Below are 25469 nucleotides of genomic sequence, written 5' to 3' on the forward strand. Positions count from 1 at the left end.
AACTACTCCGCGGCCTTCCAGGCTGCCGAGAAGTCGAGTCGGCTGGAGGCTTCGAACTGCGTGCCCTGGACTCCGGGTGCCTGGACGAGGTTCGTCGAGAGCTGGATGACGGGAACCGCGTAGCCCTCCTCGAGCAGCTGCGTGACGGCGGCGTCGACCGAGGTCTGGCGCGCATCCGCGTCGATGACGGCTGCCTGCGAGTTGAGGACCTCGTCGATCGGGCCCACCTCGCGGTAGTTGTACTTGTTGCCGCCCTCGGCTGAGAAGAAGATGCGGAGCGCGTCTGGGTCGGCTCGCGTGATGTTGGCCCAGGTGAACGGCTGCGTGCCGTCGTTGATGGCGGTGACGTCGGCGATGGGCGCCTCGCGGAGCTGCAGGTCGATGCCGACGGCCGCCAGCTGCACCTGCACCTGCTCGAGCACGTTCGTCGTCGGCTGCCAGTAGGCGAGCTCGAAGCTCAGCTTCTGCCCGTCCTTCTCGCGCACGCCGTCTGCTCCTTCGGTCCAGCCCGCCTCGTCGAGCAGCTTGGCGGCTTCCTCGGTGTTGAACTCGAGGATGTCGCTCTTGTCGCTGTAGTACGGGGTCGACGTTGCGAGCACGCTGGTCGCGGGGCTGTCCTCCGGCGTCAGGAGCGCGAGGAGCTCCTCGCGGTTGATGCTCTTCTGCACGGCGAGACGCACCTTCTCGTCCGACAGGATCGGGTGAGATGCGTTCGGGATGAGGTTGTACACGACACCGGGGTTCGCGCGGTTCTCGACGCTTGCTCCTGCGCTCTTGAGCGGGTCGAGGTCGACGAAGGACACGTCGGTCGACACGTCGAGCTGGCCGGACTGGAGCGAGCCGGTGAGCGTCGATGCCTCGGGGATGACGGAGTACGTGATGGTGTCGAGGTACGGGCGCCCGGTGTTGCCCGTCGTGGATGCTCCCCAGGCGTAATCCTCACGCGCTGAGAGCACCGTCTCGGCGTTCGGCGTGTAGGACTCGACGGAGAAGGGGCCGGAGCCGACGAGGTCGCCGGCGCAGCGATCCTCCTGGCTGAACTTGCTGCTCTCCGTGGAGACGAGCCCGAGCGTGAAGGTCGAGGTCGCCTGCAGGAACTGCGCGGAGGGCTCGGCGAACGTGTAGGTGACGGTCTGCGGGTCGACGACCGTCACCGATTCGAGGCCGGCCAGGTAGAGATTGCCCAGCGGCGACTTCGCGCCGAGCGCCTGGATCCCCTCCGCGTTCGCCTTGACGGCCTCCGCGTCGATGGGGGTTCCGTCGGCGAAGGTCGGGCCTTCGGCGAGGGTGAAGGTGAACTCCTTGGCGTCGTCGGATATCTCCCACGACTCGGCGAGCCACGGAAGCACCTCACCGGTCTCGACGTCCTGCGTCGTGAGCGACGCGACGGTCTGGCGGGCGATGTTGACGTTGTTGTTGTTGCCGACCTGCGCCGGGTCGATGCATCCGATGTCGCTGAGGATGCCGACGCGGAGGTTGCCGCCCTGCACGGGGTCCGCATCCGGCGCCGGAGTCGCCCCAGACTGCCCGGCGCACGACGCCAGGGCCATCATGCCGACTGCAGCGAGGGCGGCAGCGGAGAGGGATCTGGTCGAGCGGGTCATCTGGACTCCTTCGTGGTGGGGATGTCCAGAGACTAGGAAGACGGCCGCCCGCGGAAGCGGGCGGCCGAAATCTCGAGTACCAGGGGGACACGCGGGGTCACATTCCGCGCGGCGGCCTTCAGGCGAGGAAGGCCGCGAGGTCCTGGAGTTCCTGCGGCGAGATGCCGTGCGCGAGCCCCGGGTAGACCTTCTCCGTCGGGGTGGCGTGGTCCGCGAGCCAGCCCGTGGTGCGCTCGAACGTCTCGTCGCTGATGATCTGGTCCCGGTCTCCGCGACCGAAGAACACCGGCGGGCGGAGGCGTGCGAGCTCAGCGTCACCGGGTTGCTCGCCCTGGAGGGAGAAGCCGGAGAGCACGGCGCCGCGCGCGAAGCGCTGCGGGTCGCGTCGAAGGAGTTGCGTCACCATGAGCCCGCCCTGGGAGAACCCGATGGGGATGATGCTCGCGGTGGGCGCGGTGTGCTCGTCGAGCCAGGCCGTCACCGCGTCGGTCGCGGCCGCGGCCTGCACCGGGTCCGGCAGTCCAGGACGATCGATGGGGACCCACGCGTAGGAGCCGACCTCGGCGGGCGTCTGCTGGCGGAGGACGAGCGGCGCGCGAAGCGAGGCCCAGGCGAAACGGTCGCCGAGCGACGGGAGCAGGCTGGTGAGGTCGTCCTCGTGTGAGCCGTAGCCGTGCATGAGCAGCAGGATCGGACGGTCGGCCGCATCGTCCTGGAGGCTTCCCCCGGCGGAGGTGAGGGCCGTCGTGATGGCGAGGTGGCTCACGCGGCGACCGCCTGGTCGCGTGTTCGGAGCACCACTTCGGAGCGCCACGGGTCCAGCACGGTGATGGAGGCGCCGTCGTCGGCGAACTGCAGGCCTGCGCCGCGCAGCCGCTCGGCGACCGCGTCGAGCTCATCCCGCGCTGGCACCTCGATGGTGAGCTGGCCGAGTCCGAGGGTTGCCGCGCGGGGGCTGGCCCCTGCGCTGTTCCACACGTTGAGAGCGACGTGGTGGTGGTAGCCGCCCGCGCTCACGAAGAGGGCGCCCGGATAGGTTGTGGTCGTCTCGAAGCCGAGGGTGTCGACGTAGAACCCCTTGGCGGTGTCGACGTCGCCGACCTGCAGGTGCACGTGGCCCACGTCGGCAGCCGCCGTGTGCGGCGCATCCGCGGTCGCCTCGACGAGGTTGGCGCGCAGGTAGGCGTTGGGGTCCAGGAACTCGGTCGACATGGCGATGCGGCCGGAGGCGTCGAGCCACGTGTCGCGGGGCCGGTCGGTGTAGAGCTCGATGCCGTTGCCCTCTGGATCGGTGAAGTAGAACGCTTCGCTCACGTGGTGGTCGGAGGAGCCGACGAACTGCGAGCGCTGGTGCTGCGCGGCTCGGTAGACGGTCGCGGCGAGGTCGCTCGGCGTCTCGAAGAGGAGCGCGGTGTGGAAGAGTCCCGCGGCACGGCGCGAAGGAATGGGGAGGCCTGGGGTGTGGCGCAGGCGCACGAGCGGCACTCGCCCACGGCCGAGCGTGATCTCGCCGTCGGCCTCGGCCATGGGCTCGAGCGCGAGGGCCGTTCGGTAGTACTCGGATTGCGCGGCGAGGTCGCCGACGTGGAGGGAGACGAGGCCCATGCCGGTGCCTGCGTCGAGCTTGTCGCCGTCTGTTGTCGTCATGCCTGGAACCGTAGCACTCAAAAACTTGCATCTACAAGTAAAAGTCGGGAGAATGGGGCCATGAGCGAACCGAGATGGCTGACCGCAGACGAGCAGCACTCGTGGCTGCACTTCATCGGGGTCGTCGAGCTCCTCCCAGGGGCACTCGACACTCAGCTCGGCAACGACGCCGGCGTCACGCACTACGAGTATCTCGTGATGGCCGTCCTCTCAGAGTCGCCCGGGCGCAGCCTGCGGATGACCGACCTCGCCACACGCACCAACGCGACGCTCCCCCGCCTGTCCAGGGTCGTCCTCGGCCTTGAGCAGCGAGGCTACGTCGAGCGCACGAGCCACCCAGACGATCGACGGGCGAAGATCGCCAAGCTCAGCGACGAGGGGATGTCGTTCCTCGAGGAGACCGCGCCAGGGCACGTCGCCAAGGTGCGCGAGCTCATCGTCGACGCGCTCACCCCGGAGGAGTTCAGCACGCTCGGCCGTCTCTCCCAGAAGCTGCTCGGCCGGATCGACCCAGAGGACCGTTTCGGCGTGCACCGGGTCCCGGCCGAGCCGTCGGCCGCCGACACGGAGCCGCTCGCGCGCCTCGGGATCGGCGCACCGGCAGCGCGCGCGCTGGCCGAGGCGGGTCAGACGATGCTCGGAGATGTCGCTGGCGCGAGCCGCGAGCACCTCCTGTCGCTGCACGGCGTGGGACCGAGGGCCGTCGGTCTCCTGGAGACCGCGCTCGACGCGCGAGGCCTCGCGCCGCTGCGGCGCTGACCTCCGGCTGCTCATCGCCGCACCCTGACCTTCAAGCCCCGACGGCTCCTCCAGCGCCGAGCAGCTGGCCGCTCGGGGCCTCTGCCGATGGCGGCTCGGATGGCAGGCCGAGGGTTTCCCGCAGGGTCGCACCCGGCGTGTACTCCTCGCGATAGACGCCGCGCTCCTGCAGCTCGGGAATGACCTCGTCCACGAACCGGTCGAGCCCGTTCGGGATGAGCGAGGGGACGATCACGAAGCCGTCGGCGGCACCACCCTGCACGTAGCGGGAGATCTCTTCGGCAATGTGCGCGCCGGTTCCGACGAACGTGTGGCGCGTGTTGAGCTTCAGCATGAGCTCTCGGACACTGAGCGACTCGCGCTCCGCGATCTCCCGGAACTTCGAGATCTGGGCGCGCTGCTTGGAGAGGTCGTTGGCCTGGCCTGCACGGATGAGCTCGTCACCCGGCTCGAGGTCGGGAAGCGGGCCGTCCGGGTCGACGCCTGACAGGTCCCTCCCCCAGACCTGCTCGAGCATCGCGATCGCCGTCTGCGGGCTGATCTGGGCGAGCGCTTCCGCGCGGGACCGCTCGCGTGCATCCGCCTCGGAGTCACCCACGACGAACGTGGCGGCGGGCATGATGAGGAGCGAGTCCTTCGACCGCCCGACGGCGGGGAGGCGAGACTTGACGTCGTCGAAGAAGCGCTTGCCGTCCTCGAAGGCCGCGTGCAGCGAGAAGATGATCTCGGCGTTCGCGGAGGCGAAGTCGCGCCCGGCCGGTGAGTCGCCGGCCTGCACGATGACCGGGTACCGCTGCGGGCTTCGCGGCACGTTCGAGATGGTCTCGATGTCGAAGTGCTTGCCGACGTGGTTGACGCGGTGCACGCCGTCCTGGCGCAGGTACTCCCCTCGGCCGGGGTTCGCGGAAATCGCGTCGGACTCCCAGGAGTCCCAGAGTCGCTTCGAGAGCCGCACGAACTCCTCGGCCCGCTCGTAGCGTTCCGCGTACTCGAGGAAGCCTCCGCGGCGGAAGTTCTGGCCGTGGAAGGCGTCGCTCGAGGTGACGACGTTCCAGCCCGCCCTCCCACCGGAGAGGTGGTCGAGCGTCGCGAGCTGCCGTGCGAGGTCCGCCGGCTCGTTGAAGGTGGAGGAGAGCGTGCCGACGAGGCCGATGTGCGTGGTGAGGCTCGCGAGGGCGGCGAGGATCACGAGCGTGTTGGGGCGACCGACGACGTCGAGCTCGTGGATGCGCCCCTTGTGCTCACGGAGTCGCAGCCCTTCCGCGAGGAAGAGGTAGTCGAATCGGCCGCGCTCCGCTGTCTCCGCGAACGCGCGGAAGGAGGCGAGGTCGATCTGGCTTCCGGCGTCCGGGTCGGTCCAGATGGTCGTGTTGTTGACGCCGGGGAAATGCGCGGCGAGGTGGACCTGCTTGAGCGCTGGGCTGGTCATGCGCGGTGTGCCTTTCGTGCGGATGCCGGCTGTGCGGAGCTCCTGGCATCGCGGGTCGATGCAGGGCCAGCGGTTCCGGGCCGCTCCGCGTGGGAGGCCGCGAACCGGTTGGCCGGGCGCGGGACGAGGCCGAACGTCTTGCGCAGACTCGGCGACTTCTCGCGCGGATTAGGAGGTGCGACGATGCCCCTCGCCTCGAGCATCGGCCGAACGCGGTCGACGAACTCGGCGACGTCGCCGTGGGTGAGCGGGCGGACGCGGACGCCGTCGAGGCCGGCATCCGCGTACTTGGCGATGAGCTCTGCCGTGATGACGTTCGAGCGCACGACGACCCTCGTGTCGCTGCGATACCCGGAGTCCGCGCGGACGCGCTCGTCGAGGGCGCGGAAGTGCTCTTCGGTGGAGCCGTCCTCGTCGCCGAGGAAGATCTCGAGGTCGGCGACGATGCGCAGCGGCTCCCCTGTGCGGCCCACACGCAGCTCGGCGTCCCGGATCGCCGCCACCAGCTCGGCGACCGTCGAGCGACCCGGGGTGATGAACACGACGTCTGCCTGCCGAGCCGCGAAGTCGAACGACTCCTCGGCCTGCGCGAGCGCGAAGACGGGAGGCTGGCCCTGCGGCGAGCGGGGCACGATCGACGGCCCCTTGACGCTGAAGTGCTCCCCCTCGAAGTCGGCGTAGTGCAGGCGATCGGCGTCGATGAAGCGGCCGGTGCTCGCGTCGCGGATGACGGCGTCGTCTTCCCAGCTGTCCCAGAGCCGGCGGATGGCCTCGATGGCATCGGTGCCCTCGGCGAAGATCGCGTCGAGACCGAGCGAGCTCTTGCGGCCGAAGCTCGCGGCCTCGGCCCCGCTCGCGCTCAGTTTCGCGCGCAGGCCGGCACGGCCGAGGGAGACGAAGTCGAGGGTCTGGATGCTCGTGGACGCGTGGAAGGGCTCCGCGTGCGTCAGACCGATGGTCGGGACCAGCCCGATGCGCTTCGTGAGCGGCGCGAGCGACGCTGCCAGGAGGGTCGCGTCGAGCGACACCTCGGCGAGGTCGCGGGGGGCCTCCCAGTCCGGTGCGCTCCCCTCGATCTGGTAGGCGTCCTCGAAGGTGACGTAGTCGATGCCGGCTCGCTCGGCGTGCTGCACGAGGTCGCGCCAGTAGCCGAGCTCGGTGAGCCTGGTGCCGTCGCCGCGCGGCAGGACCGTCCAGGCGGCGGGGTGCCAGCCCGCTCCCTGGAGGGCGAGTCCGACCGTGAATCGTCCGGGTCCTTGACGTCTCGACATGGTGCCTCTCTCACGGGATCGGGGTCCCACGCACGCCGGAGCAGCAGCGCTGACGGTGCGGGGAGTTGCCCGATCGTAGGTCCGCGCGCGGAGCCTGGGCGTCGGGTCGCGTCACCGACCGAAATGGAGTGCAACATTCCGACGCGCGTACCGGAGCGGCCCATCTCCCCCAGCCGATTAGTCTGCTGTTCCATGGAGCTCGAACTCGCAGTCTTCGGCGTCGCCGCGATCCTCATCATCGTCGCGGTCGCCGCGGTCGCCCCGAAGCTCGGGGTTGCCGCGCCCATCCTGCTGGTCATCGTGGGCATCGGCGTCGGCTATCTCCCCGGGGTCCCCGACTTCGAGTTCCCGCCGGAGATCATCCTCACGATCGTGCTGCCGCCGATCCTCTACTCGGCCGCCGTCAACGTTCCGCTGACCGACTTCCGCCGCAATCTGCGATCCATCACCGGCCTCTCGGTGCTGCTCGTCATCATCTCGGCGTTCGGCAGCGGCCTCCTCCTCTTCGCGCTGCTGCCCGACCTCAACTTCGCCGCAGCTGTCGCCCTCGGCGCTGTCATCAGTCCCCCGGATGCGGTGGCCGCGACCTCCATCGGCAAGCGCCTCGGGCTGCCGCCGCGCCTCGTCACGGTGCTCGAGGGCGAGGGGCTCGTCAACGACGCGACGGCGCTCGTCATGCTGCGCAGCGCAATCGCCGCGACGGCCGGTGCGCTCTCGTTCTGGGGTGCCGTCGGCGACTTCGTGCTCGCCGTGACGCTCGCCGTGGTGCTCGGGGCCCTCGTCGGGGCGGTCACGGTCTTCGTGCGCTCGAGGTTGGGCAGCCCCGTCCTGACGACCGCGATCTCGTTCACGGTTCCGTTCCTGGCGTATGTGCCCACCGAGGAGATCGGAGGCTCCGGCGTCCTGGCCGTCGTCGTCGCCGGCCTCGTCACGGGGCACGCGAGTGCCAGCCGCTTCAGTCCGCAGGACCGCATCAGCGAGCGTACGAACTGGCGCACGGCGCAGCTGCTCCTCGAGAACGGCGTCTTCCTCCTCATGGGATTCGAGCTCTCGGCGCTCATCGAGTCGGTCGACGGCGACGAGGACGGCATCGGCCTCCTGCACGCGGTCGGGATCGGGCTCCTCGCGACGGCCGTGCTCGTCCTCGTCAGGGTCGCGTTCGTGATTCCCCTAGTGCTGATGCTCCGAAGCGAACAGCGAAGGGCCACGCTCGTCGCTCCTCGCCTCGACCAGTTCCTGGAGCGGGTCGCCGGCAAGGACAACGTGCGGCCACGCCTGCTCGACCGGGCGAAGCGGGCCAGCGCGGACATGGCCTTCTACCGGGACGAGGGACTGGGCTGGCGCGGCGGAGCCGTGCTCGCCTGGTCGGGGATGCGGGGTGTCGTGACGCTCGCCGCCGCACAGTCGCTGCCCTCGGACTTCCCGTACCGCCCGCAGCTCGTCCTCATCGCGTTCACGGTCGCGATCGTCACGCTCGTGGTCCAGGGCGGCTCGCTCCCCTGGCTCATCAAGCGGCTCGGCGTGAACGGGACCGACGCGCAGGCAGACGCGCGGGAGCTCTCGAGCCTCGCCGACGAGGTCTTCGACGTCGCGCAGGAATCACTCGCGAACCCCGAGCTGCGGCGCGCGGACGGGCAGTCATACGACCCAGAGGTCCTCGAGCAGGTGCGCACGCTGGCGGCTCGCATGGGTGGTCTGCTCGCCAACCGCGCTGAGCTCGACGAGGATCTCGACGACGCGCACCTGCAGCGCCGCGAGCTCACGCGCATCCTGCTCGACAACGCCCAGCTCGCGCTGCTCGACGCAAGGTCATCCGGCACCTACTCGTCGCGGACGATCGAGCAGGCGCAGAACCGCCTCGACACCGAGGCACTCCGGTTCGGCGGCGCTTGAGGGGGCACACGGGAAAGGGTGGGGCGCCGACTCGGTCCGAGTCAGCGCCCCACCCCGTCGGGTCGCGGGTCTACGCCGTGGAGTCCAGCGGGTACCGCAGCGTCGCGGCCACTTCCGCGCCGTCGACCAGGTCGCCCCTGCGCACGGCCCTCACCTTCGCACCGTGCTTGAGGGCGCGCGCCGCGATCTCGTCGACGATCGCATAGGTGTGCGGGCCGGGCGTCTCGGCGCGCGTCAGCTTGCCGTGCTCGTCGAGCTCCCCCTCGAGCGTGGAGTCCATGTCGAAGTAGAGCTCAGCAACCGCGCCCTGCGACGCGGCCCTCGCCACCTCGTTGATCGAGGTCGTCGCGTGGCCATTGCTGCGCTTCGTCCCGAACTCCTCGCGCCAGGCGTTGATCTCGCTGCGGTAGTGGTCGTCGAGGATGCCGCGCGCCTTCGCGTCGAGCTCACCGGCCGCCAGCGACCCCGGATGCGCTCCGATGCGCTGCTCGAGGAGCCCTGGGTACTCGTTCACTGCTCGGTAGGCGGTGTCGAAGTCTCCCGTCGCCGCGAGGATGAGCGGTGCGCCCGACTCCCGGAGGATCGGGATGACCTGCTCCTGGACGATCCTCGCGAAACGCTCATGGCCGATGCGATCGCCCGTCGTGCCCTGCGCTCGCTGTCGGTCGAAGCGTCCGCCCGTCGTCGTGTGCTCGAGGACCAGGGGAAGGTCGTCTGGGAGCCCCTCGATGGGCAGCTGGCGCGGCTTCGCGTCGGCGAGCACCTCGAAGAGCGTCACCTCTCCTCGGGACAGCCCGAGCACGAACCCGCAGTTGGGGAAGGTGGTGGCACGCAGAAGCGCGCCCACGTCGAAGCGGTCGCCGACGGCCACGTGCTGGCCGAGGCGGTTGGCGAGGCGGAAGGTGCGGAAGCGATCGGGGGCCGCCAGGATGACGAGCGACCGGGACTGTGCCCGCCAGAACTCCGGATCGGACTCCAACTGCTTCGCGGGATCGAGGGTCTTCGCGATTCGCGCCCGGTCCAGGCCGAGCGCCTCGAGCTCCTTCGCCGCCTGGCTCACCGCCGCGCGCAGCTCGAGTCGCAGAGCCTCCGACTCGCTCGGCGCGCTCGATGCCGGGATGGCGATGCTCACGCTGCCCTCGCCCCGGTACTCGGTCAGTTCAAGCAGATCTTCATGGGTGGGAATATCACTTGGCAACATCTCTGCACGCTATTGATTCGGCCTGAGAGTTCGGTCACCGTCGAACACCTAGACTGACGTGGTTACGCCCCTCCACACCCCTCGTACGGCTCAGGACGCAAATCACATCTATGACAGGTAACGCGACTACTCGCTTCCACAACGTCTCGCTGCTGTCGGTCGCGAGCCGCCTTCCGTCGAAGGCCACCGCCTCCTCGGACATCGAAGGCCAGCTCGCCGCGGGCTTGAAGCGGTTGAAACTGCCCGGCAACCTCCTCGAGCGCGTCGCCGGGGTCACGGAACGGCGCAACTGGGCCGACGGCGAGTCCTTCACCGACGCGACCGTAGCCGCGGGACAGGAGGCACTGCGACGTGCCGGTGTCGACGCCAGCGACGTGGGCCTCCTCATCAACACCTCCGTCACCCGCACGCACCTCGAGCCCTCGGTCGCCGTCCGCATGCACCACGGGCTTGGGATGCCGAGCTCGGCCGTCAACTTCGACATCGCCAATGCGTGCCTGGGCTTCGTGAACGGCATGACGCTCGCCGCCCAGATGATCGAGGCCGGACAGATCCGCTACGCCATCATCGTCAACGGCGAGGACGCCGACGAGATCCAGGTCAACACCATCAACCGCCTGCTGCGCGACGACATCGGCCGCGAGGACTTCATGAGCGAGTTCGCGAGTCTCACGCTCGGCTCTGGGGCCGCCGCGGCCGTCCTCGGCCGCACCGACGAGCATCCGGAGGGCCACCAGATCCTCGGCGGCGTGACTCGAGCGGCGACCCAGTTCCACGAGCTCTGCGTCGGCAGCGTGCAGGGCATGTTCACCGACGCGAAGGCGCTCCTCAAGGGAGGACTCGACCTCGTCGTCTCCGCCTGGAAGGAAGCCCAGGCCGACTGGAACTGGTCGTCGATGGATCACTACATCACCCACCAGGTCTCCCGCGTGCACACGAACGCGATCGTCAAGGCCGTGGGGCTCGACAAGAAGCGAGTGCCAACGACGTACCCGACGCTCGGGAACGTCGGCCCCGCCTCCATCCCGATCACGCTCGACCTGCAGTCGAGCACGCTGAAGCGCGACGACCGAGTGCTGCTCATGGGCGTCGGCTCCGGACTCAACACGGCCATGATGGAGCTCAAGTGGTGAGGTCGGCCACACGCCCACCCGCCGGCCTGCCAGGCCTCCAAGACCGGTTCAGCCGCATCGTCGATACGCCGGGTGTCGGCGCGGACGCGGGCACCAGGCGGGGCTGGCACCTCCTCGACACCGGGCCAGCCCTCGCGCAGCTCGGCATCGAGCCGGCAGGCACGGTCCTCGCTGTGCACGGCAACCCGACGTGGTCCTACCTGTGGCGTGCGCTTGCCAACGAGTCGCTCGCAGCCGCCGAGTCCGGGGGCACCGCCTGGCGGGTCGTCGCGGTGGACCAGCTCGACATGGGCTTCTCGGAGCGAACCGACGTGCGACGCACGCTCGAGCAGCGCATCCTCGACCTCGGCGCCCTCACCGACGAACTCGCGCTCGACGGCCGCGTCGTCTCGCTCGGCCACGACTGGGGCGGCGTCGTCGCCCTCGGCTGGGCGGTCCGCCACCCCGAGCTGCTCACCGCCGTCGCCTCACTCAACACCGCCGTCGACCAGCCGAGCGACCTGGCCATCCCGGCGGCCCTCCGGCTCGCGCGCTTCGGGCCGGTGCTGCGCGCCTCCACGTCGACCAGCCCGGCGTTCCTGCAGACGACCCTCGCCCTTGCGAACCCCCCGCTGTCGGCCGAGGTGAAGGGCGCATACGCCGCGCCGTACACGGACCGCGCGTCGCGTCTCGGCATCGAGCAGTTCGTCGCCGACATCCCCGTCGACGAAGACACCGAGAGCCACGACGCGCTGCTGGGAGTCTCCTCCGGCGTCGCGAAGCTCGAGGTGCCCGCCCTGCTGCTCTGGGGCCCCCGCGACCCGATCTTCACCGACCTCTACCTCGGCGACCTCATGCGACGCCTCCCCCACGCCGAGGTGCACCGCTTCGAAGGCGCCGGCCACCTCATCGCCGAGGACGCCCCGTACGCGACGCATCTCCTCACCTGGCTCGACGACGTCGCCGCAGGTCGTGCGCGCCGGCGCGAGCAGCCGGCGAGCTCGCCCGCCGCAGGCAGCTCCCCCAGCTCCGCACCCATGTGGGCGGCCCTCGACCAGCACCGTGACGACCCGTCCGTCGCCGCGCTCGAGATGGGCCGCGGAACCGACGGGGCGCCGCTCGCCGTGTCCTGGCGCCAGCTCGCCGCCCGCGTCGACGAGCTGGCCGCGGGGCTGAGCGCCGTCGGCGTCCGCCGCGGCGACCGCGTCTCGCTGCTCGTGCAGCCTGGCGTGACCCTCACGGCCGTCGTCTACGCCTGCCTGCGCATCGGCGCAGTCGTCGTGGTCGCGGATGCTGGCCTCGGCGTCAAGGGCCTCTCGCGTGCCGTCCGAGGCGCATGGCCGGACGTCGTCATCGGACAGGTCCCCGGACTGACCGCGGCGAAGGTGCTCGGATGGCCCGGCCTGCGCATCAGCGCCACGAGCATCCCCGCCAGCAGCCGCGCGGCCCTCGGCGTCGCCCACTCGCTCGCCGAGGTCGCCGAGCTCGGGCGCGGCGCGGCCCTTCCCGAGGCCCCCGGCCCCGACGACCTCGCAGCGGTGCTCTTCACCTCAGGCTCCACGGGGCCCGCCAAGGGCGTCGTGTACACGCATCAGCAGCTGCAGGCCGTGCGAGACACGCTTCGAGAGACCTACGGCGTCACCGCCGACTCCGGCCTCGTCACCGGGTTCGCACCGTTCGCGCTGCTCGGCCCGGCCCTCGGGACACGGTCCGTGACCCCAGACATGGATGTCACCTCGCCCCGCACGCTGACCGCGACGGCTGTTGCCGATGCGGTCATCGCGGCGGACGCCCGCATCGTGTTCCTGTCGCCGGCGGCGATCCTCAACGTCGTCGCGACCCGCGACGGGTTGGACGCGGCGCAGCGTGCAGCGCTCGAACGCGTCCAGACGTTCCTGTCCACGGGTGCGCCCATCGGCGCCAGACTGCTCGACGATGCGTGCGCCCTCATGCCGAACGCCGAGGCGCACACGCCGTACGGCATGACGGAGTGCCTGCTCGTGACCGACATCGACCGTGACGGCATCTCGGCCGCGGCGCTCGCCCCCGACGACGGGGTCTGCGTGGGCGCGCCCATCGGCAGCAACGTGGTGCGCATCAGCGCCCTCGACTCCTCGGGAGCCGCGCGGGGCGAGCCCTCGGCCGAGCCCGGCGTGCTCGGTGAGATCGTCATCAGCGCCCCGCACCTCAAGGAGCGCTACGACCGGCTCGCGATGACGGACCGCGCCGCCGCTCGCGAGCTGCCCTCCGAAGGGCGCTGGCATCGCACGGGCGACGTCGGACACCTCGACGACGAAGGCCGCCTCTGGGTGGAGGGCCGACTCCCCCACGTGTTCGTGACGGCAGACGGGCCCCTCGCGCCCGTCGGAACCGAACAGGACCTCGAGACGCTGCCCTGGGTGCGGCGCGCAGCGGTCGTCGGCGTTGGCCCAGCCGGCACGGCGCAGGCGGTTGCCGTGCTCGAGACGCGGGAGCCGACCCGTCGGGTGCGTGTCGCCGAAGCGGAACTCGCCGACGCCCTGCGCGCATCCACGACGCATCCCATCGCGGCCGCGTTCATCGTTCCTGAGCTCCCCACCGACATCAGGCACAACTCGAAGATCGACCGGAGCGCGCTGGCCGCCTGGGCTGAGCGCGCGCTCTCCGGGGAACGGGTCTCGGCACCGTGAGAGTCCTCGTCACGGGCGCGAGCGGCATGCTGGGGCGTGCCGTCGCGACCGAGCTGCGCGACGGCGGCCACGAGGTCACGACGATGCAGCGAGGTCCGAGTGGCATCGCCGGGGTGACGGATGCGCTCGGATCGATCACGGACGAGGCGGCAGTCGAACGGGCCGTCGCCGGCGCCGAAGGCATCGTGCACCTCGCCGCCAAGGTGTCGCTGAGCGGCGCAGAGCACGAGTTCGAGGCCGTCAACGTCACGGGCACGAAGCATCTGCTCGCACACTCGAAGGCTGCGGGTGCCACCCGCTTCGTCATGGTGTCCTCCCCGTCGGTGGCGCATTTCGGCCCCGCCATCCACGGGGCGAGCGCCGACGAGGCGAGGCCCGATCTCGCGCACGGCAGCTACGCGCGCACGAAGGCGACGGCAGAGCTGCTCGCCCTCGCGGCAGACGCTCCCGAGTTCGCGGTGGTCGCCGTTCGCCCGCACCTCGTCTGGGGGCCGGGCGACACGCAGCTCATCGGGCGCATCCTCGAGCGTGCGACGAGAGGGATCCTCCCGCTCCTCGGACGCGGAGCGGCGCTCATCGACTCCTGCTACGTCGACAACGCCGCCACCGGGATCGCGGCGGCGCTCCGTCGAGCGCCCGCCGCGCACGGGAACAGCTACGTGATCACGAACGGCGAGCCGCGTACGGTCGCCGAGCTCATGGAGGGCATCTGCCTGGCCGGCGGTGCGCCGCCGCCGCGGCTGCGCGTCCCCGCCGGGGTGGCCCGTGCAGCGGGGTCGATCATCGAAGGCGTGTGGCGTATCCGACCTGGTGAGGATGAGCCGCCCATGACGCGCTTCCTCGCCGAGCAGCTCTCGACCGCGCATTGGTTCGACCAGCGCCGCACCCGCGCCGATCTCGACTGGTCGCCTGCGGTCTCCCTCGAAGAGGGACTGCAGCGTCTCGCCGATCACACCGCGGCGACGCGCAGCACGGTGCAGGCCCAGCCAAGCTAGTCGAGCAGCCCCCGCCGTTCCGCTGCCGCCACGGCCGAACGGCGATCGCTCGCGCCCAGCTTGCGGAACACGCTGCGCAACTGAGCGCGTACCGTGTGCACGGAGACGAAGCGCTGGGCCGCGATCTGCGCGTTGGTCCAGTTCCTCCCCACGAGGCGGAGCACTTCTATCTCGGCGCTCGAGAGCTCCTCGCCGACGGTGGAGTCGGAGAGCGGCCGCGAGTCGAGCGCGGAGACGACAAGCAGGTCGGCGATGCGCTTCGGCAGCTTGTCGCTGATGGAGGTCATGAGCGCGGCGTCGCTTGTTGTCGCGAAGCGCAACGCGAACCTCGCGTTTCGATCGTCGAGGCACTGCGTGGCCATCGTCGCGATGCGGTTGGCGGCCGCATCCAGGTTCCCGAGCCGCAGCATGCAGAGCGCCGCGAGCGTGCGCGCGATCGAGGCGAAGCGCGGGGCGATCTTGTCATCGGCGAGGGCGGCCTCGGCGTGCGCGAGCGCCTCCCCGGGGCGGCCGTTCGCGAGCTCGACGAGGGCGCGCGAAAGGCTCACGTAGCAGTCGCCTTCCGCACCGGAGTAGTCCGCCGCCTTCTGTGCGCGCACACTCTGCCCGCGCGTGAGGTAGAAGGTCGTCGCCGACAAGGTGAGCAGCGTGGATGGGAGCCCGTCGCGCCAGGACGCCGCGCTCAGCTCGAGGAGCTCATCGACCTCGGCGATCGGGTCCTCATCGCCCACGAGCGCCTCGAGGAGGATGCGCACGCTCGCCCCGGTGTCGTGTGGGAGGACGGAGCGCGGAAGGTCGCGGAGCTGACGCGCCAGGTCGCGGGCCTTTGCTTCCTCACCGTTGTCGAGTAGGTCGAAGCAGTCCGCGAACCCCGGCAGGGAGCGACCGGTGAGCTTGGCTGCGTCGGCCTGACGCACGCCGGAGATGACCCCGATGATCTCGATGTGCCGCAGCGCGTCGATGTCGGTGCGGTTGAAGCTCTGGCCGTGCTCGGCAGCGATGGTCGACAGTTCCAGAGCAAGCGGCATGTCCTCGAGGAGCGTTGCCGCCCAGACCAGCACGAGGCAGTCGGCCGCGAAGCGCCCTCGAGCGATGGCCGACGCGTAGAGGGCGGCGTGCAGTTTCCCGTCAGCATCACGGATGAGGGCCTTCGCGTCTCGAAGGCAGCGTTCGGCCGCGGCACGATCTCCCCCGAAGGAGGTGGCCAGGGAGTGCCTGGTGACCTGCGAGAACAAGCCGATCGGGTCGCTGGCGGCGATGCGAGTCGTGGCGATGCTGGACTCGCGCAGGCTGTGCAGCACGCTCCGCGTCGCGCCGAATCTGCGCCAGCGGAAGAGGGCGATGAGCAGGTTCGTGCTCACGAGGCGCGGGAGCACGCTTGCCGGGGCCTGGAGCATCTCCTCGACGGTCTCGCGCGGGGCGTACTCGTAGATGGTCCGGAAGTGGCGTTGCGCGATCGACTCGACCTCACCCCAGGCGCGGGCCCGGAGGGAGAGGAAGAGCCGCTGCATGACGTTGCCCTCGCCTGGGAAGGCCGCCACGGCGCGCGCGGCGAGCGCGCGGACCTCGTGGGGTGAGCGCTCAGCGCTGAGGCGGGCGAAGGTGTCGGCGTGCCAGACGAACTCGACGTCGAGGGAGACCGGGTTGATCTCCGTGACGCCGTACGGGGAGGACGCGAGCTGGTCGAACCAGTAGTCGCCGATGAGGTCCGGTGCGAGCAGGTGGAGGTCTTCTCTTGAGAGGCGCCGGAGGACGCTGGTGGCGCGCATCATCCGTATGGCGTCGACGCGCTCGAGCTCAGCGGGGTCGAATCGACGCAGCTCTTGCAGGGTCATGGCGGCACTCGAGCTGCCGCTGACGACGGACCAGCCCTCAGCGTGGGCGTTGGCGCGGAATCGCTCCAACGCGACGCGAGTCGTGACCGGATGACCCGAGAACGAGTCGAGGAGCTGCATCCGCAGTTCCTGAGGCGCGCCCGGCGCGTTGGCTGCGAGGACCGCATTCAGCTCCGACGCGTCGAAGGCGAGGTCACGAGGCCGGAGGACCACTCCGGCAGCTCCGTGCGCGGAGGCCCAATCCGGCATCGACAGCGACGCGATGAGGAATCGCGGGGCGCTCCCCTGGTCCGCAGCCCCATCGTCGTCTCCGGGCATGACCAGCCGTCTGATGCGGTCCCAGAGCTGGTCGTCCTGCGCGACGATGACGTCGTCGAGGAGCACCGCGAGACGCCCCGAGCGCTTGCCGGCTGCGAGGTCGTCCAGAACACGTTGCAATTCAGAACGTGACGAGCACCAGACGTGCGCCTCGCCGACGGTCTCGAGCTTCGCCTGCATCTGCCGGAGCAGCGTGGTGCGTCCGCTTCCCGGCATGCCGACGAGGAAGGTCAGGGTATGACCCTCGAGCGCAACGCCGGAGAGCCGGTCGCGTTCCGCGATCTGCCACGGCTCTCCCCCGCGTTGATCGCCGTTGAGCGTGGTGCTGGACATTCGTTTCTCTCCTGCTGATTCTCAGCGCCAGGCGCTGTGGACTCCCCCCAGAGTCCGGCACGGTCGCGGAATACTATCTCCGCTCCCACGCCTCGCTCCCACGATACGGTTTTGGGGACACGCGCGTTGTATACGTTCACTCGGCGCCCCGGGCCGCTTCGCCGGATTCGGAGATCAAGCGGGGGTTTTGCTGCCCCATTTCTCCTATTTGCGACGCGAAAGCGCGCGAACGACCATGAATTCACCGGGTCTCGGGCTGACGGAGCGCATTCTTGGATTGCGTTCGCTCGGGCGTGTCTCGGCTCAGATGCCCAGAACCGACTTGGCGATCGAGAAGTACACGATGAGTCCCGTCGCGTCGCAGAACGTGGAGATGAATGGCGTCGAGAACACGGCGGGGTCGACCCGGATGGACTTCGCGACGAGCGGCATGACGCCGCCGACGGTCGCCGAGATCGTGCAGACCGACAGCAGGGTGAGCCCGATGACCGTGCCGATGCCGGCACCGTAGAAGGTCGTCGCCACGGCGAAGGCGACTGCCCCGAGGGTGACACCGAGGACGACGCCGGTCCTCAGCTCCTTGAGGGCGACCGGCCAGGCGTTCCTGGGGCGCACCTCCCCCATCGCGAGGGCTCTCGTGACCGTGGTCGCCGCCTGGGAACCGGTGTTGCCGCCGATGCCGGTCAGGAGCGGGATGAACAGTGCGAGCGCCACCTGCTGCTCGAGGGTCGCCTCGAAGAGCTCGAGCACGCTCACCGTCAGGATCGCGGAAACCGCCAGCACGAACAGCCAGACGATCCGGGAGCGTACGACGGCGAAGACCGGTGTCGTCAGATACGGGCGCCGGAGGGGTTCGGCTGCGCCCGCGTGAGCCTCGTCCTCGTCTCGAGCGGCCTCGACCATCCGGTGGGCGTCGTCGCCCGTGAGCAGCCCGATGAGTCTGTTCTCGCGGTCGACGATCGGCATGGCCAGCACGCCCCGGTCGACCAGGGTGCGTGCGGTCACCTCAGCGTCGTCGTCGGCGTGCGCGTAGAGGGCCGTCGCCATGTGCTTCTCGACCGTGTCGTCAGGGCCGGCGAAGAACAGCTCCCGAAGGCTCACGACACCGAGGAGATGCCGCCCGTCGTCGATGACGGGGATCGTGTAGATGGTCTCCGCGCTGCCGCCACGCTGCTGGATGCGCTCGAGGGCGACCCTGACGAGCTCGTGCGGGTAGACGTGCACGTAGTCGGGAGTCATGCGCCGGCCTACGGAACCGACCGGGTAGCCCAGGATGATGGCCGTCTCGCCGCGCTCATCCGCCGGCAGCTCCTGGATGAGCCGCTTCGCGATCTTCGCCGGGAGCTCGTCCATGAGGGCGACCCGGTCGTCCGGGTCGAGCTCCGAGAACACCCTCGCGACATCGGTATCAGAGAGCTGCGTCACGACCTCGCGCTGCGCGGGTGCGTCCATGCGTTCGAAGACGGTCATGGCTTCGTCCTTCGGCAGGAGCCGGAACGCGACCCCGGCGTCGCCGGCAGGTAGCCGTTCGAGCAGCACAGCGACGTCGGGCATCGGCGCGTTCGCCAGCGCAGACGCGACAGCGCTGAGGTCTCCGCGGGCGAGTTCGGTGGTCACGAATTCGACGAGATCATCGAGAGAGTGGAACGGGGGCATATGGGGAATGCAAGCACACTGAGGCGTCGCGCCGGTCGCCCGCGCCGCATCCGGTCCATACCAAGGTCCGGCTGCTCGCTCCGATCCGCGTCCCGCTCGCTACGATCACTGCGTGTATGAAACCATCCGCGTTCGCGGTGCTCGCGAGAACAACCTCAAGGGAGTCGACGTCGACATCCCGAAGCTCAAGCTGACGGTCTTCACCGGCGTGTCAGGCTCGGGAAAGAGCTCGCTCGTCTTCGGCACGATCGCCGCCGAATCCCAGCGGCTCATCAACGAGACGTACACCGCGTTCGTGCAGTCGTTCATGCCGAGTCTGGCGAGGCCCGACGTCGAGGTGCTGGAGGGGCTGAGCGCGTCGATCGTCGTCGACCAGGAGCGGATGGGCTCGAACGCGCGCTCCACGGTGGGCACGGCCACCGACGCGCACACCATGCTGCGCATCATCTTCTCGAGGCTCGGGACGCCCTCGGCCGGGCCAGCCGGACACTTCAGCTTCAACCTCGCGGAGGGCATGTGCCCGCGCTGCGAGGGAATCGGCCGCGTCACCGACCTCGATCTGGACGAGGTCGTCGACCGCTCGAAGTCGCTCAACGAGGGTGCCATCACGATCCCCGGCTACAAGATCGACGGGTGGATGGTGCGCGGCTACTCCGAGGCGCCGTTCCTCGACGGCGACAAGAAGGTCGCCGAGTACTCCGACCAGGAGCTCCAGGACTTCCTCTACAAGGAGACGACGAAGGTCCATGTTCCCGCCCTCAACATGAACATGACGTACGAGGGGCTCGTCCCGCGCATCCAGAAGTCGATCCTGTCGAAAGACCCCGAGGCGGTCCAACCGGCGATCCGCGCGTTCATGGATCGGGCCGTCACCTTCACAGCCTGCCCAGACTGCGAGGGGACTCGCCTGAACCAGGCGGCCCTCGCCTGCCGCATCGACGGCACGAACATCGCCGACTGCTCGTCGATGCAGATCAGCGACCTGGCCGTCTTCATGGCGGGCGTGCAGGACCCGCAGGTGGCGCCCGCCATCGCGACGCTCCAGGAGACCCTCGACTCGCTCGTGACCATCGGGCTCGGCTACCTCAGCCTCGACCGCGAATCAGGCAGCCTCTCCGGCGGTGAGGCGCAGCGCGTGAAGATGGTGCGCCACCTCGGCTCCAGCCTCACCGACATCACCTACGTGTTCGACGAGCCGACGGTCGGGCTGCACCCGCACGACATCCAGCGCATGAACGAGCTGCTGCTGCGCCTGCGCGACAAGGGCAACACCGTGCTCGTCGTGGAGCACAAGCCGGAGACGATCGCGATCGCCGACCACGTCGTGGACCTCGGCCCGCGTGCAGGTTCGGGCGGCGGCGAGCTGATGTTCGAAGGCACGGTCGAGGGGCTGCGCGCCTCTGGCACGCTCACGGGCAAGCACCTCGACGACCGCGTCTCGCTGAAGGAGACGACGCGGACCTCGACGTCGAGCCTCGAGATCCGCGGCGCGACGCGCCACAACCTCAAGGACGTGGACGTCGACATCCCGCTCGGGGTGCTCACGGTCGTGACCGGAGTCGCCGGGTCAGGCAAGAGCTCCCTCATCCACGGGTCTATCCCGAAGTCGGCGAACGTCGTGGTCGTCGACCAGACGTCGATCCGCGGGTCTCGACGGAGCACGCCGGCCACGTACACGGGGGTGCTGGACGCGATCCGCACGGCCTTCGCGAAGGCCAACGGCGTCAAGCCCGGCCTGTTCAGCGCGAACTCGTCGGGGGCCTGCCCGAAGTGCAACGGCCTCGGGGTGATCTTCACCGACCTCGCGATGATGGCGGCCGTGTCGACCGTCTGCGAGGAGTGCGAAGGGAAGCGCTTCCAGGCTGAGGTGCTGCAGTACACGCTCGACGGGAAGAACATCAGCGAGGTGCTCTCGATGTCGATCGACGAGGCCCACGACTTCTTCGCCACGGGACCGGCCAACAAGGTGCTCGCGCGGCTCGTCGACGTCGGGCTCGGCTATCTCGGCCTCGGCCAGCCGCTCACGACGCTCTCGGGCGGCGAGCGCCAGCGCCTCAAGCTCGCCATCCACATGGCCGAGAAGGGCGGCGTCTACGTGCTCGACGAGCCGACCACGGGCCTGCACCTCGCGGATGTGCGGCAGCTGCTCTCGCTCCTCGACCGGCTCGTCGAGTCGGGGAAGTCGGTCATCGTCATCGAGCACCACCAGGCCGTCATGGCGCACGCCGACTGGATCATCGACATCGGGCCGGGTGCCGGGCACGACGGGGGCTCCGTCGTGTTCGAGGGAACCCCCGCGCAGCTCGTCGGCGACTCCTCGACCCTCACCGGGCAGCATCTGGCGCGCTACGTCGGCGCGTAGAGGCGCTGAGGCAGACGCTCGCGCGGCGCCTTGATGGGCCGACGCAGGCCAGCCGGCGCGGCCGGTCAGCTCGCGCTCGCCTCGAGACCCTTCAGCTCGCGCTCGAGGTTGCGTCGTGCTCGCGGCTCCCAGTCCTCGGGGGCCGCAGGCGAGACGAAGAGGTGTGCTGATCCGAGGAGCGCGCGAAGCACCGACGCTCGGCCGACGCGCCACTGCTCGTCGGTGACGTGCGCGTAGTCGCGCCGCACGAGGGCGACGTAGCGCGCATAGCCGTCCTCGGTCCTGGCGAGCACGGCGAGGTCCGCGTCCATGAGGATCTCCCCCGCCGCATCCCCTCGCTGGACCTCGTGGTCGATCGTCGCCAGCACGAGGCGCTCGACGTCGCCGACGAGCTCGGGTGCCAGGCCCAGGGCACCGAGCCGCTCCACGGCGAGGGCGGCGCTCGCTCGCTCGTCGTCACCCGCGGCGCCCTCGTAGACGGCGTCGTGGAACCAGGCGGCGAGTCGGGCCGTGAGCAGCTCCCGCTCGCTCAGCGAGGCGCCGAGCTCGGCGGCCCGGAGGCGCATGGTGTCGATGGCGTCGAGCACCGAGAGCAGGTGTGTGGCGTCGTGGTAGTGGCGGGCGGGGGCTGACCAGGCGTCGAGCAGGTCGTCACGGAGAGCATCCGTCGCCGACAGCTGATCGTCCCCCATTCCGAGCTCGTCCCAGCGGCGCATCAGGGTGAGGCGGGCTCGCTTCGGCCGGTCCCTGGCTGGCACCCGCACGCCACCGGCGACGAGGCGGCGCACGAGCGTGGAGCCCGAAACCGGCTCGGCCCCGAGCGCGACGAGGGCCTCGTACTGCTCGGCCGGCACGTCGTAGTGGTCGACGTCGAACGCCCGGTCTCGAATGCCGGCCCGCGCCGCGAACTCGTGCAGCTCTCCGAGGGCCGAGTCGGAGACGAGATGCGAGAAGGTCGTGCCGTGCGCGGGCCAGACGGGCGGATCGATCAGGATGACCATCCAGAGAGACTACGACTACCCTTGCCACATGGTCTCCCGTGTCAAAGGTGCAGTTGTCCGTGGCAAGAACGAACCGGTGTCGATCGAGACGGTGCTGGTCCCCGATCCGGGGCCAGGCGAAGCCGTGGTCGACATCATCACGAGCGGTGTCTGTCACACCGATCTCCACTATCAGCAGGGTGGGATCAGCGACGACTTCCCGTTCCTGCTCGGCCACGAGGCCACGGGTCGTGTGTCGGCGATCGGCGAGGGTGTGACCGAGATCGAGGTCGGCGACCGGGTCATCCTGAACTGGCGCGCCGTGTGCGGCGAGTGCCGCGCCTGCGCGAAGGGGCAGCCGCAGTACTGCTTCAACACGCACAACGCGACGCAGAAAATGACGCTCGAGGACGGGACCGAGCTCTCCCCCGCGCTGGGCATCGGCGCCTTCATCGAGAAGACGCTCGTCGCCGCCGGACAGTGCACGAAGGTCGACGAGGAGTCGGACGCGGCGGCGGTCGGCCTCCTCGGCTGCGGTGTCATGGCCGGCATCGGAGCCGCGATCAACACCGGTGAGGTGAAGCGCGGCGAGTCGGTCGCGGTCATCGGCTGCGGTGGCGTCGGCATGGCGGCCATCGCCGGTGCCGCCCTCGCAGGGGCCACCACGATCATCGCCGTCGACATCGACGCGGCGAAGCTCGAGCGTGCGGCGCACTTCGGCGCAACCCACACCATCAACTCCCGCGAAGAGGACGTCGTCGAGGGAGTCCGCGCCCTCACGGGCGGCTTCGGCGCCGACGTCGTCATCGAGGCCGTCGGGCGACCGGAGACGTACAAGCAGGCGTTCTACGCGCGCGACCTCGCTGGCCGGGTTGTCCTGGTCGGGGTGCCGACCCCCGAGATGAGCCTCGAGCTCCCGCTGCTCGACGTGTTCGGTCGAGGCGGTTCCCTGAAGTCGTCCTGGTACGGCGACTGCCTTCCGAGCCGCGACTTCCCGATGCTCGTCGAGCAGTATCGTCTCGGCAGGCTGGACCTCGACGCGTTCGTGTCGGAGCGCATCGGGATCGAGGACATCGAGGCGTCGTTCGAGCGGATGAAGGACGGCACCGTCCTCCGATCGGTGGTGGAGCTGTGAGCGGCCACGGGAAGGTGCGCATCGATCGCATCGTGACGAGCGGCACGTTCTCCCTCGACGGGGGGACGTGGGACGTCGACAACAACGTGTACCTCGTCGGCGACGACGACGACGTGGTGGTCATCGACCCTGCCCACGACGCGCAGGCGGTCCGGGACGCGGTGGGAGATCGGCGCGTGCGCCGGGTCCTCCTCACGCACGGGCACGACGACCACATCGCGGCGGCACGGGAGTTCGCTTCTCTCGTCGACGCGCCCATCGCGCTGCACGGCGGCGACCGGATGCTCTGGGACGCCGTCTACCCCGACACGGCACCCGACATCGAGCTCGCCGACGACGACCGCATCCTGATCGACGAGGTCGACCTGCAGGTGCTCCACACCCCAGGCCATTCGCCCGGGTCGGTGTGCTTCTACGCGCCGGCGCTCGGAACGCTCTTCAGCGGCGACACGCTCTTCAGCGGCGGCCCGGGCGCTACGGGACGCAGCTACAGCGACTTCGGGACGATCATCGCCTCGATCTCGGAGCGGCTGCTGACCCTGCCCCCGGAGACGACGGTGCTCACGGGACACGGCGACGCGACGTCGATCGGCGCGGAAGCTGGGCATCTCGAGGAATGGATCGCGCGTGGTCACTGACACACAGGCCGGGGCAGCCGACGCATCCGCCTACGACGTGATCGTGATCGGCGCGGGCCCAGTCGGCGAGAACGTCGCGGACCGCGCGGTGCGTGGCGGCCTCAAGGCGCTCATCGTCGAGAAGGAGCTCGTCGGCGGCGAGTGCTCGTATTGGGCATGCATCCCGTCGAAGGCACTCCTCCGCAGCGGTTCAGCGCTCCGCGCGGCGCGCGCAGTCCCCGGCGCTCGGGAAGCCGCGACCGGCGACCTCGACGTCTCGGCCGTTCTCGCCCGGCGCGACTCCTACGTCTCCGATTGGGACGACGAGGGTCAGGTGAAGTGGCTGTCTGGCGCAGGCATCGACCTGGTCCGCGGGCACGCGCGTCTGACGGGAGAACGTCAGGTCACCGTCGGCGACACCACGTACGCGGCGAGGGTTGCCGTGGTCATCGCGACCGGTTCGGCGGCGCTGCTGCCCGATATCCCCGGCCTCGCCGACGCGTCCCCGTGGACGAGCCGAGAGGCGACCGCCGTCAAGCGCATCCCCGAGTCGATCACGATCATCGGCGGTGGTGTCGTGGCGGTCGAGATCGCGACCGCGTACACGGACCTCGGTGCGAAGGTGACGCTGCTCGTCCGGAGCCGCGTGCTCGGCGGGTTCGAGGAGTTCGCCGGGAAGGCGGTGGCTGACGCCCTGCGCTCCCGGGGTGCGGAGGTCATCCTCGGCGCTTCGCCGTCGAGCGTGACCCGGGACGCTGCTGGCCGCGTCGCGGTGAGTGTTGACGATGGTCGCGTCCTCGAGAGCGATGAGCTGCTCGTCGCGACGGGCCGCGTCCCGCGCACCGACGACGTGGGCCTCGAGGTGGCCGGGCTCGAGCCTGGTTCGTGGATCGACGTGGACGACACGATGCTGGTGCGAGGCAGCGACTGGCTGTACGCGGCGGGCGACGTGAACCATCGCGCGCTCCTCACCCACCAGGGCAAGTATCAGGCTCGGGCTGCAGGCGACGCGATCGCGGCTCGGGCCGCGGGCCGTGCTCTCGACGACGCGCCGTGGGGCGCCCACGTGGCCACGGCCGACCACGTCGCGGTGCCGCAGCTGGTCTACTCGGACCCCGAGGTCGCGGCCGTCGGTCTCACGAGCACGGCCGCGGAGAAGCAGGGCCTTCGTGTGCGGTCGGTCGACGTCCCGATCGGCAAGGTCTCCGGGGCGTCGCTGCACGCCGAGGGATACGAGGGCACGGCCCGGATGGTCGTCGACGAGGACCGAGGCGTCATCGTCGGATTCACCATGGTCGGGCCCGACGTGGGCGAGCTGCTGCACGCGGCGACGATCGCAGTCGTCGGGGAGGTGCCGCTGTCGAGGCTCTGGCACGCGGTGCCGTCGTTCCCGACGATGAGCGAACTCTGGTTGCGTCTCCTCGAGGCCTACGGGCGCCCCGAGTAGCGGACGGCGCACGGGGGCAGCGCTGGGGCGGCCCGGGGGCGGGCGGCACGGGGGTGGGTGCTCGATGCACGCTCGCCTGCCCCCGGCCCCTATCCACGGGCGCCTGCCTCGGGAGCGTGTCCGCGCTCGCCTGTCCTCGGGCGCCTGCACTGAGGGCCTGCCCTGAGGGCCTGCCCTCCGACGACTGCACTCGGGCGCCTGCCCTG

The 25469-nt window shown here is 70.0% G+C and carries 18 protein-coding genes; 9 read left to right on the plus strand and 9 right to left on the minus strand.

Going from position 1 to position 25469, the window contains the following annotated elements; genetic code table 11:
- Positions 1 to 2: 2 nt before the first annotated feature.
- From ABVF28_RS10780 to ABVF28_RS10790, 3 genes are all read right to left on the minus strand, one after another.
- Positions 3 to 1604 (minus strand): ABC transporter substrate-binding protein, encoded by a 1602-nt coding sequence (locus ABVF28_RS10780; protein ID WP_371030452.1) that lies wholly within the window; start codon positions 1602 to 1604, stop codon positions 3 to 5.
- 118 nt (positions 1605 to 1722) lie between these two features.
- The gene (locus tag ABVF28_RS10785; protein WP_104311817.1) at positions 1723 to 2370 is read right to left on the minus strand and encodes an alpha/beta hydrolase; all 648 of its coding nucleotides are present in this window, start codon (positions 2368 to 2370) and stop codon (positions 1723 to 1725) included.
- Entirely contained in the window at positions 2367 to 3251 is an 885-nt protein-coding gene (locus ABVF28_RS10790) for a VOC family protein (RefSeq protein ID WP_371030453.1), read from the minus strand. The genes ABVF28_RS10785 and ABVF28_RS10790 overlap by 4 nt, the downstream gene beginning before the upstream one ends.
- Before the next feature lie 60 nt (positions 3252 to 3311).
- Here ABVF28_RS10790 and ABVF28_RS10795 point away from each other — a divergent pair, with 60 nt between their 5' ends.
- The gene (locus ABVF28_RS10795) at positions 3312 to 4010 is read left to right on the plus strand and encodes a MarR family winged helix-turn-helix transcriptional regulator (RefSeq protein WP_104311815.1); all 699 of its coding nucleotides are present in this window, start codon (positions 3312 to 3314) and stop codon (positions 4008 to 4010) included.
- A 31-nt stretch (positions 4011 to 4041) separates the two neighbouring features.
- On the opposite strand, the gene ABVF28_RS10800 is transcribed toward ABVF28_RS10795, so the two are convergent.
- Both ABVF28_RS10800 and ABVF28_RS10805 read right to left on the minus strand, forming a co-directional pair.
- Positions 4042 to 5439, minus strand: coding sequence for an NtaA/DmoA family FMN-dependent monooxygenase (locus tag ABVF28_RS10800; protein ID WP_371030454.1), 1398 nt, complete (start codon positions 5437 to 5439; stop codon positions 4042 to 4044).
- Complete coding sequence (locus ABVF28_RS10805) at positions 5436 to 6710, minus strand: LLM class flavin-dependent oxidoreductase (RefSeq protein ID WP_371030455.1); 1275 nt, start codon at positions 6708 to 6710, stop codon at positions 5436 to 5438. The genes ABVF28_RS10800 and ABVF28_RS10805 overlap by 4 nt, the downstream gene beginning before the upstream one ends.
- 192 nt (positions 6711 to 6902) lie before the next feature.
- Between ABVF28_RS10805 and ABVF28_RS10810 the strand changes: the two genes are divergently transcribed.
- A complete protein-coding gene (locus tag ABVF28_RS10810) occupies positions 6903 to 8603 on the plus strand; it encodes a cation:proton antiporter (protein ID WP_371030456.1) in 1701 nt (566 codons plus the stop codon).
- A 70-nt stretch (positions 8604 to 8673) separates the two neighbouring features.
- Here ABVF28_RS10810 and ABVF28_RS10815 read toward each other — a convergent pair whose 3' ends face one another.
- Positions 8674 to 9804 carry a hypothetical protein gene (locus ABVF28_RS10815; RefSeq protein WP_146080779.1) on the minus strand — a complete coding sequence of 377 codons (1131 nt, stop codon included), beginning with the start codon at positions 9802 to 9804 and terminating at the stop codon, positions 8674 to 8676.
- 110 nt (positions 9805 to 9914) lie between these two features.
- Between ABVF28_RS10815 and ABVF28_RS10820 the strand changes: the two genes are divergently transcribed.
- From ABVF28_RS10820 to ABVF28_RS10830, 3 genes are read left to right on the plus strand one after another with little or no spacing between them, the layout of a single operon-like run.
- On the plus strand, positions 9915 to 10937 hold the full coding sequence (locus tag ABVF28_RS10820) for a 3-oxoacyl-ACP synthase III (RefSeq protein WP_104311810.1): 1023 nt from the start codon (positions 9915 to 9917) through the stop codon (positions 10935 to 10937).
- A complete protein-coding gene (locus tag ABVF28_RS10825) occupies positions 10934 to 13585 on the plus strand; it encodes an alpha/beta fold hydrolase (protein ID WP_371030457.1) in 2652 nt (883 codons plus the stop codon). The genes ABVF28_RS10820 and ABVF28_RS10825 overlap by 4 nt, the downstream gene beginning before the upstream one ends.
- Positions 13582 to 14580, plus strand: coding sequence for an NAD-dependent epimerase/dehydratase family protein (locus ABVF28_RS10830; RefSeq protein ID WP_371030458.1), 999 nt, complete (start codon positions 13582 to 13584; stop codon positions 14578 to 14580). Before ABVF28_RS10825 ends, ABVF28_RS10830 begins: the two co-directional genes overlap by 4 nt.
- Here the strand turns inward: ABVF28_RS10830 and ABVF28_RS10835 are convergent.
- Entirely contained in the window at positions 14577 to 17066 is a 2490-nt protein-coding gene (locus ABVF28_RS10835) for a LuxR C-terminal-related transcriptional regulator (RefSeq protein WP_371030459.1), read from the minus strand. The genes ABVF28_RS10830 and ABVF28_RS10835 overlap by 4 nt on opposite strands.
- Before the next feature lie 303 nt (positions 17067 to 17369).
- Positions 17370 to 18722, minus strand: coding sequence for a magnesium transporter (mgtE, locus tag ABVF28_RS10840; protein ID WP_104311806.1), 1353 nt, complete (start codon positions 18720 to 18722; stop codon positions 17370 to 17372).
- Positions 18723 to 18834: 112 nt separating this feature from the next.
- Between mgtE and ABVF28_RS10845 the strand changes: the two genes are divergently transcribed.
- Entirely contained in the window at positions 18835 to 21084 is a 2250-nt protein-coding gene (locus ABVF28_RS10845; protein WP_371030460.1) for an ATP-binding cassette domain-containing protein, read from the plus strand.
- Between the two features lie 65 nt (positions 21085 to 21149).
- On the opposite strand, the gene ABVF28_RS10850 is transcribed toward ABVF28_RS10845, so the two are convergent.
- On the minus strand, positions 21150 to 22085 hold the full coding sequence (locus ABVF28_RS10850; protein ID WP_371030461.1) for a DUF4031 domain-containing protein: 936 nt from the start codon (positions 22083 to 22085) through the stop codon (positions 21150 to 21152).
- 28 nt (positions 22086 to 22113) lie between these two features.
- Here ABVF28_RS10850 and ABVF28_RS10855 point away from each other — a divergent pair, with 28 nt between their 5' ends.
- The 3 genes from ABVF28_RS10855 to ABVF28_RS10865 are packed head-to-tail and all read left to right on the plus strand — an operon-like array spanning position 22114 to position 25263.
- Complete coding sequence (locus tag ABVF28_RS10855) at positions 22114 to 23199, plus strand: S-(hydroxymethyl)mycothiol dehydrogenase (protein ID WP_104311803.1); 1086 nt, start codon at positions 22114 to 22116, stop codon at positions 23197 to 23199.
- Entirely contained in the window at positions 23196 to 23837 is a 642-nt protein-coding gene (locus tag ABVF28_RS10860) for an MBL fold metallo-hydrolase (RefSeq protein WP_371030462.1), read from the plus strand. The genes ABVF28_RS10855 and ABVF28_RS10860 overlap by 4 nt, the downstream gene beginning before the upstream one ends.
- Complete coding sequence (locus ABVF28_RS10865; protein ID WP_371030463.1) at positions 23827 to 25263, plus strand: NAD(P)/FAD-dependent oxidoreductase; 1437 nt, start codon at positions 23827 to 23829, stop codon at positions 25261 to 25263. Before ABVF28_RS10860 ends, ABVF28_RS10865 begins: the two co-directional genes overlap by 11 nt.
- The last annotated feature ends 206 nt before the right edge of the window (positions 25264 to 25469 follow it).

The sequence above is a fragment of the Pseudoclavibacter sp. JSM 162008 genome (assembly GCF_041366455.1).
Classification (GTDB): domain Bacteria; phylum Actinomycetota; class Actinomycetes; order Actinomycetales; family Microbacteriaceae; genus Pseudoclavibacter.